Annotated in this window: 9 protein-coding genes and 1 CRISPR repeat array; of the genes, 4 read left to right on the top strand and 5 right to left on the bottom strand. The window is 61.3% G+C overall.

Features of this window, described 5'->3' with window-relative positions; translation table 11 throughout:
• The first annotated feature begins 10 nt into the window (after nt 1-10).
• The 3 genes from cas1 to cas4 are packed head-to-tail and all read left to right on the top strand — an operon-like array spanning nt 11 to nt 1,897.
• Nucleotides 11-1,000 (top strand): CRISPR-associated endonuclease Cas1, encoded by a 990-nt coding sequence (gene cas1 / locus HF203_RS01055; RefSeq protein ID WP_168665711.1) that lies wholly within the window; start codon nt 11-13, stop codon nt 998-1,000.
• Complete coding sequence (cas2, locus tag HF203_RS01050) at nt 987-1,292, top strand: CRISPR-associated endonuclease Cas2 (RefSeq protein WP_168665709.1); 306 nt, start codon at nt 987-989, stop codon at nt 1,290-1,292. The genes cas1 and cas2 overlap by 14 nt, the downstream gene beginning before the upstream one ends.
• A gap of 32 nt (nt 1,293-1,324) precedes the next feature.
• A complete protein-coding gene (cas4, locus tag HF203_RS01045) occupies nt 1,325-1,897 on the top strand; it encodes a CRISPR-associated protein Cas4 (protein ID WP_246221595.1) in 573 nt (190 codons plus the stop codon).
• A 172-nt stretch (nt 1,898-2,069) separates the two neighbouring features.
• A CRISPR array of direct repeats spans nt 2,070-5,103; the repeat unit is 37 nt; unit sequence GCCGCAATGCTCAATCCACTACAACAAGGATTGAAAC.
• Nucleotides 5,104-5,718: 615 nt separating this feature from the next.
• Here the strand turns inward: cas4 and HF203_RS01040 are convergent.
• From HF203_RS01040 to HF203_RS01025, 4 genes are all read right to left on the bottom strand, one after another.
• Entirely contained in the window at nt 5,719-6,303 is a 585-nt protein-coding gene (locus HF203_RS01040; RefSeq protein ID WP_168665705.1) for a Spy/CpxP family protein refolding chaperone, read from the bottom strand.
• Nucleotides 6,304-6,440: 137 nt separating this feature from the next.
• On the bottom strand, nt 6,441-8,054 hold the full coding sequence (locus tag HF203_RS01035; protein WP_168665703.1) for an RNA-binding domain-containing protein: 1,614 nt from the start codon (nt 8,052-8,054) through the stop codon (nt 6,441-6,443).
• A gap of 30 nt (nt 8,055-8,084) precedes the next feature.
• Nucleotides 8,085-10,073 carry an EAL domain-containing protein gene (locus HF203_RS01030; protein WP_168665701.1) on the bottom strand — a complete coding sequence of 663 codons (1,989 nt, stop codon included), beginning with the start codon at nt 10,071-10,073 and terminating at the stop codon, nt 8,085-8,087.
• 715 nt (nt 10,074-10,788) lie between these two features.
• Nucleotides 10,789-12,297 carry a leucyl aminopeptidase gene (locus HF203_RS01025; RefSeq protein ID WP_168665699.1) on the bottom strand — a complete coding sequence of 503 codons (1,509 nt, stop codon included), beginning with the start codon at nt 12,295-12,297 and terminating at the stop codon, nt 10,789-10,791.
• A 242-nt stretch (nt 12,298-12,539) separates the two neighbouring features.
• On the opposite strand from HF203_RS01025, the gene lptG reads away from it, so the two are divergent.
• On the top strand, nt 12,540-13,604 hold the full coding sequence (gene lptG / locus HF203_RS01020; protein WP_168665697.1) for an LPS export ABC transporter permease LptG: 1,065 nt from the start codon (nt 12,540-12,542) through the stop codon (nt 13,602-13,604).
• Nucleotides 13,605-13,641: 37 nt separating this feature from the next.
• Here lptG and HF203_RS01015 read toward each other — a convergent pair whose 3' ends face one another.
• Entirely contained in the window at nt 13,642-14,094 is a 453-nt protein-coding gene (locus HF203_RS01015; protein ID WP_246221594.1) for an RDD family protein, read from the bottom strand.
• Between the last annotated feature and the right edge of the window lie 50 nt (nt 14,095-14,144).

Genomic DNA, 14,144 nt, shown 5'->3' with positions numbered 1-14,144 from the left:
GAGTCGATCGATGGAGTTGATCCTCACCACCTTCGGGACCTATCTGCACCGCCGGGGCGAGCTGTTCGTGGTGCGCATCAAGGAGCAGCAGCAGGAGGTCGCCGCACGCAAGGTGCGCTCGATCCTCATCACTACCGGGGCGAGCCTGTCGACCGATGCCATTCAGCTGGCAATCGAGAAGAACATCGATATCGTCTTCCTCGACCGCGTCGGTGATCCCTACGCACGGGTCTGGCACGGGCGCCCCGGCTCGACCACCGCGATCCGCCGTGCCCAGCTACGGCTCGCCGATACTGAGGCGGGCCTGCGCTTGGCGCTTGGCTGGGTCGTGCGCAAGCTCGACAACCAGATCCGCTTTCTCGGCGAGGCGCGTTCGCGGCGCAGCCGGTTGAGCGCCGAGCTGACCCGGCGCATCGATGCGCTGCGCGTTCATCGCGATGCGCTCGATGCGCTCGACGGGCTGCTCGACGCGCAGCGCGAGACCATCATGGGGCTCGAAGGACGGGCGGGGCGGACCTACTGGGAGGCGGTGAATCTGCTGCTGCCCGAGTCGCAGCGCTTCGACGCGCGTTCGCGCAACCCCGCGCGCGATCCCTTCAACTGCCTGCTCAACTACAGCTACGGGGTGCTCTACGGCACCGTCGAGCGCGCCTGCATCCTCGCCGGGCTCGACCCCTACGTCGGTTTCGTTCACACCGACCACTACCGCAAGAAGTCGCTGGTCTTCGACCTGATCGAGTGCTATCGCATCTGGGCCGACGAGACCGTGGTCGGGCTGTTCGCTGCGCGCAAGGTCAAGCCCGAGCTGTTCGACCCGCTGCACAACGGGCTGATCCTCAACAAGCAGGGCAAGGCGGTGCTGATGGAGCGCTTCGGTGCCCATCTCGATGAGCAGATCCGCTATCGCAACCGTCGTATCAAGCGACGCGACAGCGTACAGCTCGATTGCCACCGACTCGCCAACGATTGGATCGGGAGGGGGCCTGATGAAAACGACTGAGACCCTGGTGTGGATCATCTACGACATCGTCGCCGACAAGCCGCGCGGGCGCATCGCCAAGCTGTGCAAGGAGGCCGGTCTCTATCGGGTACAGAAATCGGTGTTCCTCGGCACCATCGAGCGTAACCGGCTCGACGAGCTGCGGTTGCAGGTCGAGGAGCAGATCGATCCCGAGGTGGACTCGGTCTACATCTTCCCGCTGTGCGAGAGCGATTTCAGAAAGGTGGTGGTGCTCGGTCAGGCCTTCGACAAGCGCTTGGTGACCGACCAGGTGCGGGCGCTGTTCCTATGAGCGAGTGGTCCGACGACACCGAGACGACGCCGATGGTGACGCCATCGGAGGTGCTCGAACACGTCTATTGTCCGCGCTTCACCTGGTTCATGAACGTGCAGCACATCGCCCAGCACGAAGACCAGCGCTACAAGGTGTTGCGTGGGCGCGAGGTACATCGGCGCCGCTCGGTGGAGAATCGCGATTATCTGCGTCGTCGCATTGGTGCCACTCGACGCGAAACTGAGGTCTATCTGGCATCGCCGAGGTTGCGGCTGCGCGGTATCGTCGACGAGGTGCTGTGGCTCGCCGACGGCACCATGGCACCACTGGACTACAAATACACCCCGCGTCGCGAACAGGTGTTCAAGACCCATGAGACACAGATCCTGCTGTATGCGATGCTGATCGCCGAGACATATGAATTGCCGGTCGAGCGCGGGTTCGTCGCCTATATTCGCGACGGCAGCCATCTGATCGAGGTGCCCGTGACCCCGGCCGGGATTACGCAGACCCAGCGTCTGGTCGACGAGATCTTTGATATCATCGAGACAGGCAGACTACCGGCGCGCACCCGCTCGCCCTTGCGTTGTGAAGACTGCTGTTACAAAAATATCTGCGCTTGATCGCGTGGGCGCTGCAAGTCTTTGAGTATTTTGATATTTTTTGAGTTTTTTCGATGCAGGGAGCGCTTTTTTCAGGTGTTTTTCAGCCGATTTCCACTCTGAAACGCACTTTTAGAGCACTTGTTTTTCAGGGTTATGTAACTGAATTTTATGTTTTTTTGGAGAATTTGCGGCCGCAATGCTCAATCCACTACAACAAGGATTGAAACGAAGACCCGGTCACCGGCCTCTCAGCGCTGCGCGAGGCCGCAATGCTCAATCCACTACAACAAGGATTGAAACCCTCGACAGCTAACTGGGCTCTAGGCCTCGGCTCGCTGCCGCAATGCTCAATCCACTACAACAAGGATTGAAACTCATGGTGCGGGATTGTCGACGGTGGCTGATTGTCATGCCGCAATGCTCAATCCACTACAACAAGGATTGAAACCCCACAACGGTATTGGGGCGAAACGAAAGACCGGCGGCCGCAATGCTCAATCCACTACAACAAGGATTGAAACATGTAACCACACGGCTAGACCCGCGTTTCCGCATCGGGCCGCAATGCTCAATCCACTACAACAAGGATTGAAACTCGGGGTCGTCACCCTGGCGACCCCACTGGTGTGTAGCCGCAATGCTCAATCCACTACAACAAGGATTGAAACATGTCCACGCGGTCACGTTCGACTACGGCCAGCGTGCCGCAATGCTCAATCCACTACAACAAGGATTGAAACCATGGTCACGCCCGACCGGTGGATAAGCGCCATCGTGCCGCAATGCTCAATCCACTACAACAAGGATTGAAACTGAACATGGCTGACGCCAATCGGCGGATCGAAGAACAGCCGCAATGCTCAATCCACTACAACAAGGATTGAAACGTTACCGGCGTGTGTGAAGCGGATTACGGTGGGTAGCCGCAATGCTCAATCCACTACAACAAGGATTGAAACCCCAACTGCTATACGGCGCTGGCGTGGTCCCACACCGGCCGCAATGCTCAATCCACTACAACAAGGATTGAAACGCCTACGGCTACACGCTTTGCCTTCAACAGCACAAGGCCGCAATGCTCAATCCACTACAACAAGGATTGAAACGACACCCGCTTCCAGCGTATCCTCAAGCACTGCGTGCCGCAATGCTCAATCCACTACAACAAGGATTGAAACTCCGTCCGAGGGCACCAACCCGGCCCGGCTGGATCTGCCGCAATGCTCAATCCACTACAACAAGGATTGAAACTCGGATACGCTATGAAGGGGGCCGAGATCCCTGGGCAGCCGCAATGCTCAATCCACTACAACAAGGATTGAAACGCGTTACCTCCGCGACAAATCAACCGTAGCGCGGTATCGCCGCAATGCTCAATCCACTACAACAAGGATTGAAACACCACAAGTATTGGTTTCCTTGTGTGTTACGCAATCGCCGCAATGCTCAATCCACTACAACAAGGATTGAAACAAGCGGGTGTCCAATACACACAATATCCTATCGAGTGCCGCAATGCTCAATCCACTACAACAAGGATTGAAACGCCTCAGTCAGGTGCAGCACGATCTTGCCGAGCTGCGCCGCAATGCTCAATCCACTACAACAAGGATTGAAACACCGGCGGCGGGCGCGCGCCACGCCCACACGGCGCGCCGCAATGCTCAATCCACTACAACAAGGATTGAAACGTGACGTCATAGAACCGCCACCGCAAGATGTGGCCCGCCGCAATGCTCAATCCACTACAACAAGGATTGAAACTACTAACGATCAATGGTCGACAGATCACTGATTGGGGGCCGCAATGCTCAATCCACTACAACAAGGATTGAAACAGCAACAATTCGTCGAGCAGCGAAAGGATCTCTGCGGCCGCAATGCTCAATCCACTACAACAAGGATTGAAACTCGGCCACGAAGGCAAGTGCCGCCATCTTCACGGGGCCGCAATGCTCAATCCACTACAACAAGGATTGAAACATATTCATCCTTCCCCTCATGGATCAGCTCAACAAGGCCGCAATGCTCAATCCACTACAACAAGGATTGAAACTCGAGGTCACAGCTGCCAGAGACGTCCTCTTGGATCGCCGCAATGCTCAATCCACTACAACAAGGATTGAAACACCAAGCCAGAAGAGATCCTTGACTTGTCTGATCCTGCCGCAATGCTCAATCCACTACAACAAGGATTGAAACCCGTAACCGGAGCACCAGAAGCGCCACGCCTTGGCGAGCCGCAATGCTCAATCCACTACAACAAGGATTGAAACCCTCTAATGCTAATATCACTGCGTCTAAGCAACAGATTGCCGCAATGCTCAATCCACTACAACAAGGATTGAAACTTGCCGGCAGCCTCCACGGCCAACACCGGCAGCACAGCCGCAATGCTCAATCCACTACAACAAGGATTGAAACACATCGCTGATGTCCACGGTCGCCGCCGCTTGCAGGCCGCAATGCTCAATCCACTACAACAAGGATTGAAACCGTGGTGGAGGACCACTACAGTGGTCCCCGGGAGCGCCGCAATGCTCAATCCACTACAACAAGGATTGAAACAGCAATAAGGCCAACCGACCCCGGACCAAAAGCGGCGCCGCAATGCTCAATCCACTACAACAAGGATTGAAACTTTGGATCATGCCCCGTAACAGCGCCAACAGTATCAAGCCGCAATGCTCAATCCACTACAACAAGGATTGAAACCCAGTGCATGATCCAGGCTCAAAACGTTGGCAGACGGCCGCAATGCTCAATCCACTACAACAAGGATTGAAACATGCACAGGCGCTCATCAACATGAGTCGTAAGCGGCGCCGCAATGCTCAATCCACTACAACAAGGATTGAAACGCACCCCGGCGCGCCCTTTGTGGAGCCGTGCTACGGCCGCAATGCTCAATCCACTACAACAAGGATTGAAACGCCGGTAGTCTGGCGGCCCCATAGGTTTATGCCGAAGCCGCAATGCTCAATCCACTACAACAAGGATTGAAACGAGTCTAGCCTACTAACCTGACCCATAAGTCCTGGCGCCGCAATGCTCAATCCACTACAACAAGGATTGAAACGGGTCCACCACCTGGCCTCCGGGTTCCAACGATAGGCCGCAATGCTCAATCCACTACAACAAGGATTGAAACCTCGATGGCTCGATCCCCCGCCAGGCACTGCCCCGCGCCGCAATGCTCAATCCACTACAACAAGGATTGAAGCCTGTATGCGCAGGCCAGCAAAGCGCTACGCAGGGCTATCGCATCAACACCTTCCAGGAAACAGAATATTAGGAAAGGGTGATGCGATAGCCCTCAGGGCTATCGCATCAAGCACTCTTAATATTCGACATTGCTTATATTTTATATAATTCAATGCGATAGAGAGTTCGGCGCTCGTTTGTCAAGACGAGGTTTCGCCGAAGGCTTGCTTCTTGGCGCCATGATCAAGACGAAGCCTCGCTCCAGTTGTGGATCTTGTCTTGCGCAGTCCGAGATCTTTCGTGAGAGTAACGACGGGGTTTCGATGCAATTTGGTGACAATATACTGATATCTAAAGATATTAGCGCATTTCAATATTAGAGATCCTTGATGCGATGGCCCTGCGATAGCCCTGGGGCTTGGGTCGTCAATAATGGACTGGGTGTTGAGTGTGGCTCTTTGATGATTAAAGAAAAGATGAGTGCGTCGATTGGTATTGAGAATTAAAGTGTGCTCTCTCTACCCGAGAGAAGATTACAAAGAATCTTTGGATCAATAAAATTTTTTTTGCTTCAAAATAAAATCGGCGCGTCATTAAGGCGCGCCGATTTTATTGTGCAGTGATTGGGTGAGAGGTCAGAACCGGTCGCAATCACCGGGCATCATCGGATAGCCACCATGCATTGGGCCGTAGTGGCGCATCGGGTGATGGTATCCGCCTCGCGGCATCGGGGTGTCGAGGGCGGCGCGCTGCTCCTCGGTGAGGATCTCGGCGACCGCCTCGCGCAGCTCGGTGCGGGTGAGGTCGAGCTGCTGGTGTTGGCGCTGGAACAGTTCGGTGAGTGTTTTGGCCTGTTCGGCACTCAGGTCGACACGTCTGTCGAGTCGGTCGACGCGCCGTTCGATACGTCGCTCGCTGAGTCGGTCGCGCTCGGTGCGTTGTGCGTCGGTGAGGATGTCGTTGATCTGCTTGCGAACCTCGAGGCGCTGCTGTTCACGGGTCTGGCGCGCCTCGTCGATGATGGTACGAAGCTGTTCGCGCTGGGCCTCATCGAGGTCGAAGCGGTCGGCCATGCGGGCCATGGGCATGGGTAGCTCGTCGCCGGGGGCATAGCCGTAGCCGGGACCGAAGGGCATGGCGAGTGCGACCGGGGCGGCGATGACGAGGCCGACGGCGATTGCGATGCCACGGATGCGGCGGGTGTCGAGTCGGGTGTTCATGATCTTCTGCGCTCCTGCTGGTTGGAATGGGCGCGCCGCTTGGCGGCGGTGGAGCCCGTTTGCTCCGACACCTTCAGGTTAGGTGGCGCGCGTGCAGGTTCGGTGCAGCGATTGCGGAAAGATTGTGGAGGCCGGACTCAGAAACGGGTGCGGATGTACTTCAGTGCGCGGCTGATCGACAGCTCGATGTTGGAGGGGCCGCTGCGGATGATGAACAGCTCGCGCTTCTTGTCGTCGTGGAGGAATACCGGCGCATCGGCGCGTTCGCACTCGACCGCGCCGATGCGCACACCGTCGAGGTCGAGGAGGAAGAAGCGCACGTAGCGGGCGTATTCGGGGCCGAGGTGCTGGTTGAGCAGGTTCTTGAAGTGCAGTTGGCACTTGTCCTCGTTGTCGAACTTGTCGGCCTCCATGCCGAGCAGGGTGCCGTCGTCGGCCACGCCCATCAGCAGGATGCCACCCTCGGTGTTGAGGAAGGCGGTCACTCCCTTGAGCCAGGCCAGTTCGATCTCCTTGCCAGGGGTCTTGGTGTGGAGGTTCATCCGCATGGTGGACTTGAACTCCAGGTGCGCGCCTTCGCCGCCACGGATGAGTTCGCGCAGGTCTTGTTGGGGGTGGCGGCGGTCGATGGTGAGGCGGGGCAGGTCGCGCAGCTGGCGACTGTACTTGCGTACCACCACCGAGGCCATGGTGAGGCTGGCGGCGAGGATGGCGAGCGCAGTGAGCGCAACGATGTGCCAGCGGCTCTGGAGGATGGTGAGGGTGGCCGAGACCGGCAGCGCGACGGCGACCCAGGCGCCCTCGGGGTGATCGGTCAGCGGGCGGAAGCCGCCCCACCACATGCGCCCGTCGCTGCGAAAGCGCACCAGCCCCTCGTCCGGGCGCCCGGCGGCCTTCCAGGCGGCCACGGCGTCGAAGGCCAGCGGTCCGCCGAGGCGTTCGTGGGCGGAGAAGAAGCTGGCGACATGGTTGCTGGCGTAGTCGTTGCGCGCCTCGGCCGAGGGGACGAAGACGCCACCGTCGTTGTTGAACAGGAAGCCGTAGCCACCGGGTGGCAGTTCGAGTTGAGCGATGGTGCCGACGATGCGCTCTAGGGTGATGTCGAGTGCGCTCACCCGCAGTTCGCCCTGTTGTTCGCGGGCGATGGCGACGGTGGTGCCGGGCACGCCGAGCGAGGCGAAGATGTAGGGGGCGCTCCACACCAGGGTGTCGGGGTTGGCGGCGGCGTTGCGATACCAGGGGCGGTTACGGGGGTCGTAGTCGCTGCTCTGTTCTCGCTGCTCGTGTGGCTGGAGCTGGGCGTCCCAGTGGGTGATGCGTAGCTGTTGTGGATCCTTGGGGTCGCGCACTCGGGTCAGCCAACCCTCACGGGTGCGCCCGAGGAAGTACTCGGCGCCGTCGGCACCGGCCTCGATGGCGCCGGCGACCTGGGGCATGTGGGCGAGGATAGGGGTGAGACGCTCGTTGAGCGCCCGTTCGTCGAGTGGGCCGAGCCCGGCGCTTTCCATGCCGTCGCGTACGATCAGCAGTTGTTGCTGCACCGGGAGGAGCAGGCCGCGGACCTCGTCGCGTACCAGCGCCGAGGCCGATTCGATACGGTTGCCGGCGAGGTCGTGCTTGATGTCGTCGATCAGCAGCACGTTGATCAGCACCAGTAGGCCGACGGTGCCGGCGACCAGCAGGATGAGATCGCGCAGCAGACGGTTGCGGATCGGCCCGGAGGAGAGGTGCAGCAGCGAGAACGGGTTCATGGTGGCGAATTATACCCTAGCCGCGCCGCCTCAATGCCCGGTGCCGCGAATCTTGTGGCTGATCAGTGGGGCGGGTTTGCCGATGTGGTAGCCCTGGGCGAAGTCGACGCCCATGGCGGTGATCCGCTGGTAGATGGCCTCGTCGCTGACGAACTCGGCGATGGTCTTGATGCCGAGGCGTCGGGCGAAGTCGACGATGGTCTCGACGATGACCTCGGCATGAGGGTCGGTGAGGATGTTCTTGATCAACGAGCCGTCGATCTTGAGGAAGTCGATGTCGAGGTGGATCAGGGTCTCGAAGTTGGAGTAGCCGCTGCCGAAGTCGTCGATCGCCACCCGGGCCCCGAGTCGCTTGACCTGGTCGATGAACGCCTTGATCCGCTCCGGGCTGGAGAAGCCTTCCTGTTCGGTGATCTCGAAGATCAGCCGATTCATGATGCCGTATTGCTGTTGCAGCGACTCCAGGGTGGTGAGGATGTCGCTCTCCTCAATGTCCTCGATCGAGAGGTTGAGCCCGAGGATCAGTTCGGTGGCGCTGAAGCAGGCGACCGATTTGCGGATCATGCTCGCCGACAGCTCCTTGTAGTTGCCGGAGCGCTTGGCGGCGGCGAGGAACTCGGCCGGAGCATAGATGGTGCCATCGGCATCGCTGATGCGCATCAGCGCCTCGTACTTGCCGATGCGCCCGGTGCGCACGTCCTGGATCGGCTGGAAATAGGGCATGATCCAGTCCTGAGTGATCGCCTTGCGGATGATGCGGGTGGTCTTGAGGTTCTGCTGGTACTCCTTGAGGATCGGCAGGTCCTCCTGGAAGGTGGCGATCTTGGTGCGCTTGAGCTTGGCGTATTTGAGTGCGGTGGTGGCGGCGACGATTGGGCTGGGATGGCGGCTGCTGGCGATGCCGGCGCTGATCGAGGCGGTGATGGTCTCGCCCTTGACGGTCTGCTCCTTGTTGCCGAAGCGTTCGACGAAGGCCTGGACGTGCATCTCGAAGGTCTGCAGGTCGTCACCCTGGGCGTCGAAGATGGCGAACTCGTCGCCGTTGAGACGATAGATGGCGTAGGGCTGGTGGGCGAAGAACTGGCGCAACAGGGTGGCGGTCGAGCGCAGGAAGTCGTCGCCGGCGTTCATACCGAGGAAGTTGTTGACCTCCTTGAAGCGGTCGATATCGAGGATCGCTAGGTTGAAGCTGGAGGCATGCTCGATGTCGTAGATCAGGCGCTGACGCGAGAGTAATCGGGTGAGGCTGTCGTAATTGGCGCGTTGGTTGAGCTGGGAGATCAGCTCGGCGATGTTGTCGTAGAAGTAGCGACTGAGCTTGCCGAGTTCGTCGTTGCCGTGGGGGCGGTTGCGGAGCTGGAGGGCGACCGGGTCCTGGCTGTGCATGCGCTGCATGTCATGCATCAGGGCGTAGATGGGGGCGATGATGTTGCGGTTGATCTGGTGTGCGGTCAGGCGCACCAGCACCAGGGCGACGACCAGATAGATGATGGTCTGGATGATGATGCTGTGGCGGGTGGCGGTGGCGATGTCCTCGTGCAGATGGGCGCGCGCCTCGTGCAGTTGATGACGTTTTTCCCCGATGAACTGCTGAATAGGGGTCAGGGTGTATTCCACCTCGAGCCGACCGATGGGTTCGTCGTTGTAGACGATCTCGAGGGTGCGCGGCATGCAGTCGGACTGTCCCGTGCGTTGCGAGCTGGCGACGGCCTCGTGGGTGAGGTGGTCGACCACCGCGATCGAGCAGATCGCCTGGTGTTGGATGAACTTGTCGGCCTTGTCCTGGAGCGAGCGCAGGTTGAGGTTGTAGAGCTCGTGGGAAACGGTCAACGCCATCATCTGCAGGTAGTGCTCGATGTCGTCCTCGAACTTGTCGAGTAGGGCGGTGTGCTCCTGCTCGATATAGTCCTGCAGGGTGTTGATGCTGCTGCGCTCGATCTCCGCTTCGAGCCGGAACGAGTTGTAGAGCTGCATGAAGAAGAGCAGGCACATCAACAGTAACGTGATCAGTGAGATCACGAATATCAGTTTGAATTTTATTGAATTCTTATGGAACATGCCGCTGACTTCTCGGGCCCGGGTCGCGCTCGCGCGCGTTGAACCGCGTCTCCCCGGCGTTGGCCGGGGCGGTTTGGTCGGGGACTGTCATCGCTCCAGACGCACCCCAACGATCGGTTGCTGTATATGGTAGCCGTGCGCTGCGTCTCTCGTGTGGTCGTTTGTTCGGTCGTCTGCCTGATGTCGAGAGGCGGTTGTCCCTCTCGATTCATGCCCGATACGGGATGCGGTCCCGGCCAATGCTGGTTGGTGGGAGTGGGTGTGGGGCGGCGACGGTGAGGATGTGATCTCGATTTAAGTCATGGTGGCGCGGTCGTTTTCAAAGCCTTTGCCAAGCGTGCGGGGACGCATCCGTCGGGTTTGTACCGTGGCGTTCGAGGGGTTGTGCCCGATGTCGGGCCATGCCGATGAGCATAGCTGGGATATGGGGTAGGGCCATCCCGGTGTGGTCGAGGCGCGGGTGTTGGTGCCGGGGGCGGGGAAACGGCGGTCGATGTCGATCACCGCTCGATGGCGGCTGATAGCGGGTGGGGTTGGCTGGTGCTGGGCCAGTCTCACCGGGTATCGCACCTGGCGCTACGGGTGTCTCGGTGGGGTGATGCCCCGGCGGGCCTTGGCTGGCGGCGCCGGGGGCGCATGCTGCCCACGCCGAGCGGCGCGGGCAGGGCGAGGCGCCTTAGTCGGTGGCGCACTCGACCCCGGCGCGTGCCAGCAACAGCTCGGTGAGTAGTGCCACCGGCCGGCCGGTGCCACCCTTTTCCTGCCCGCCGAGCCAGGCGGTACCGGCGATATCGAGGTGTGCCCAGCGATAGTCCTTGGTGAAGCGTGAGAGGAAGCAGGCGGCGGTGATGGCGCCACCCTCACGGCCACCGACGTTGGCCATGTCGGCGAAGTTGCTGTCGAGCTGCGACTGGTAGTCGTCCCACAGCGGCATCCGCCAAGCGCGATCACCGGTCCGCTCGCCGGCACCGAGGATCTCCTCGGCCAGCGCGTCGTCGGTGGTGAACAGCCCCGAGGCGTGGGCGCCGAGCGCGATCATGCAGGCCCCGGTGAGGGTGGCCATGTCGATCACCAGCTCGGGGTCGAAGCGCTTGCTGTAGGTGAGCGCGTCGCAGAGGATCAGTCGGCCCTCGGCGTCGGTGTTGAGGATCTCGATGGTCTGGCCCGACATGCTGGTGACGATGTCGCCAGGCTTGTTGGCGGCGCCGTCGGGCAGGTTCTCCGAGGCCGGCACCACACCGACGAGGTTGATCGGCAGCTCCAGCGTGCAGGCCGCCCGTAGCGCGCCGAACACACTCGCCCCGCCGCACATGTCGTACTTCATCTCGTCCATCTTGGCGGCGGGTTTGAGCGAGATGCCGCCGGCGTCGAAGGTCAGCCCCTTGCCGACCAGCACCACTGGTTTGGCGTCCTTGGCGCCGCCGCGGTAGTGCATCACGATCAGTTTCGCCGGCTGGCGACTGCCGTGCGAGACCGAGAGCAGCGCGCCCATGCCCAGCTCGGCCATCGCCGCCTCGTCGAGGATCTCGGTGGTGAGGCGGGGGTGCTCGGTGGCCAGCGTCTCGGCCTGCTCGGCGAGATAGCTCGGGGTGCAGATGTTGCCCGGCAGGTTGCCGAGTTCACGTGCCAGGGCGATGCCCTCGGCCATCGCCTCGCCGTGGGCGATGGCGCGCTCGGCTACGCCCTGCTGTGCCTTCTTCTCGACCCACAACACCAGTCGCTTGAGCGCGACCTTGGGCTGCTTCTTGGCGTCCTTGGTGTGGGTGTAGCGATAGTCACGTCCGGCGGCGGTGACGACGGTGTCGCGCAGCGTCTGGTAGCGGTTGGATTGGTTCGGCAAGGGCTCGACGAGGGTGCACAGCGCCTCACTGGCGTTGTACTGGGTGAGGGCGTCGATCGCAGCGGCGACGGCCTTGCGCTGGGCAGCGCGATCGAACTCCTTACGCTTGCCGCAGCCGACCAGCAGCACCCGCTCGGCGGCCACCCCGGGCAGGCCGTAGAGCAGCAGGGTACGGCCGCTCTCGCCGCTCATGTCGCCCTTCTTCAACAGCGCGCCGAGCTTGCCGTCGCAGGCCTTGTCGATGGCCTCGGCGGGGCCGCCGAGCTTGTGCTTCTCGAAGACGCCGAGGACGAGACAGGGGGTCTTTTGCTTGGCGAGGTCGCCGGTCTTGGTCTTGAATTCCATGCTGGACTCCTGCAAAGGCGGTACGGGTCGGCGCACCCGGCTGGGTGGCGGCCGCGGAGCCGCGAGAGGTGTTCGGGCGCGATGCGCCATCCCGGCGCGCCCGGGCCGATCGCGTGACGGTTGGTGCGCGTCCGGATGTTAGGATGTGATCATCGAGTCTACCGGAAGAAATGCGTGTGCTGAAACTCGGCTCCCTGGCCCCCTGTTCGTCTCGCATCGCCCGTTGGGGGCGGCGCTGAGCGATGCGGATCATCGATCGCTATCTCGGTGGGGCCGTCGTCGTCGGCACCCTGGTGACGCTCGGGGTGTTGCTGCCCCTGCTCGGTTTCTTCGTGCTCGCCGACGAGATGGAGGCCGCTGGGGTCGAGGGGTATGGGCTCGGCGGTGCCCTGACCTTCATGTTGCTGAGCCTGCCGGGGTATGCCTATCAGCTCTTCCCGATCGCGACCCTGATCGGCGCGCTGGTCGGCCTGGGCGCGCTGGCGAGTCGCTCGGAGCTGGTGGCGTTGCGCGCCGCCGGGGTGTCGGTGGGGCAGATCGTGCGTGCGGCGATGCTCGGTGGTGCGGTACTGGCGGTACTGGCGGTGGTGCTCGGTGAGGTGCTGGCGCCACTGGCCGAGCAGCGCGGCGTCGAACTCAGGCGCGAGGCGCTCTCCGGTGAGGTGGCGCAGCAGACCGCAGACGGTTTCTGGGCGGTCGACGACGGTGCCTATGTCAACATCCGCGAGATCCGCTCCGGCACCAATCTGCGTGATATCTCCATCTTCCAGGTCGATACTGCCGCAGGCACCCTGGTGGCGACCTATGCCGCCGAGGCGCGCTATGTCGACGATGGCTGGGTGTTGCAGGGGATCGCGCGCAGTCGGGTGCGGCCAGAGGGGGTGCAGGTCGAGCGGATCGCCCAGGCGCGTTGGGACTCGATGCTCGATCCGGGCTTGCTCAAGGTGGTGGTGGCCGAACCCCAGGCGCTACCGGTGTGGGGGCTCTACAAGTACATCCACTTCATGCGCGTCAATGGTCAGGACGCCGGCGCCTACGAGGTCGCCTTCTGGGGCAAGGTGTTGCACCCGGTGCTGACCCTGTCGATGATCTTCGTGGCGATCCCGATCCTGCTCGGTTCGGCGCGCAGTACGGGGATGGGGCGGCGCCTGTTCGCCGGGGTGTTGATCGGCATTCTCTACTATCTGATCAGCCGCACCCTGGCTTATCTGGCGCTGCTCTTCGGGTTGAGCCCGCTGCTCGCGGCACTGGCGCCGCCGCTGGTGTTCAGCGCCGGGGCACTCTTGTTGCTACGCCGGGTCGGCTGAGCGCGCCGGGCGCCGTCACGGCTCCCGGCGGCGTGCTTCACTGCTTGGCGACCATGACCAGTCGGGTCTGAGACTTGCGGTCGTGCCAGGCGAGCTTGTCACCGTCGAACAGGCACCACAGCAGCCCCAGTCCGGCCGGCAGCAGGCTGACGAAGGCCCAGACGAACCGCTTGAAGGCGGTCGCAGTGGTCAGCGGTTGGCCGTTGTCGTCGAGGGCACGGAGGCGCCATGCACGCATCCCCAGGGTCTGGCCGCCGTGGGTCCAGAAGTAGACGAAGAAGGCGGCGACCACGGCCAGCAGGATCAGGCGCAGCAGGTTCAGCGCCAGGGCGCTCTCATAGTAGTTGGCGCCCGTGATCAGACCATAGGGGATGGAGACGAGCCCGGTGACGATCATCATGATGCCGACCAGTAGCAGGCCGTCGTAGAAGATCGCGCCGAGACGTCGCAGCAGAGAAGGGGTCTGGGCGCGGGAGATATCGAAGTCCATGGTGTCCATTGGGTGTGTTGTTGGTTGTTTGAGTTGAGTTGCCAAACTTG

It is taken from the genome of Marichromatium bheemlicum, assembly GCF_012276755.1.
Taxonomy (GTDB): domain Bacteria; phylum Pseudomonadota; class Gammaproteobacteria; order Chromatiales; family Chromatiaceae; genus Marichromatium; species Marichromatium bheemlicum.
This window is presented reverse-complemented; position numbering and strand designations above follow the sequence as displayed.

Bases quoted from the DNA above. Each gene is read 5' to 3' on its own strand.
- HF203_RS01035 (WP_168665703.1), bottom strand. From the start codon at position 8,054: ATGAACCCGTTCTCGCTGCTGCACCTCTCCTCCGGGCCGATCCGCAAC.
- HF203_RS01015 (WP_246221594.1), bottom strand. From the start codon at position 14,094: ATGGACTTCGATATCTCCCGCGCCCAGACCCCTTCTCTGCTGCGACGT.
- HF203_RS01025 (WP_168665699.1), bottom strand. From the start codon at position 12,297: ATGGAATTCAAGACCAAGACCGGCGACCTCGCCAAGCAAAAGACCCCC.
- lptG (WP_168665697.1), top strand. From the start codon at position 12,540: ATGCGGATCATCGATCGCTATCTCGGTGGGGCCGTCGTCGTCGGCACC.
- cas1 (WP_168665711.1), top strand. From the start codon at position 11: ATGGAGTTGATCCTCACCACCTTCGGGACCTATCTGCACCGCCGGGGC.
- cas2 (WP_168665709.1), top strand. From the start codon at position 987: ATGAAAACGACTGAGACCCTGGTGTGGATCATCTACGACATCGTCGCC.
- cas4 (WP_246221595.1), top strand. From the start codon at position 1,325: ATGGTGACGCCATCGGAGGTGCTCGAACACGTCTATTGTCCGCGCTTC.
- HF203_RS01040 (WP_168665705.1), bottom strand. From the start codon at position 6,303: ATGAACACCCGACTCGACACCCGCCGCATCCGTGGCATCGCAATCGCC.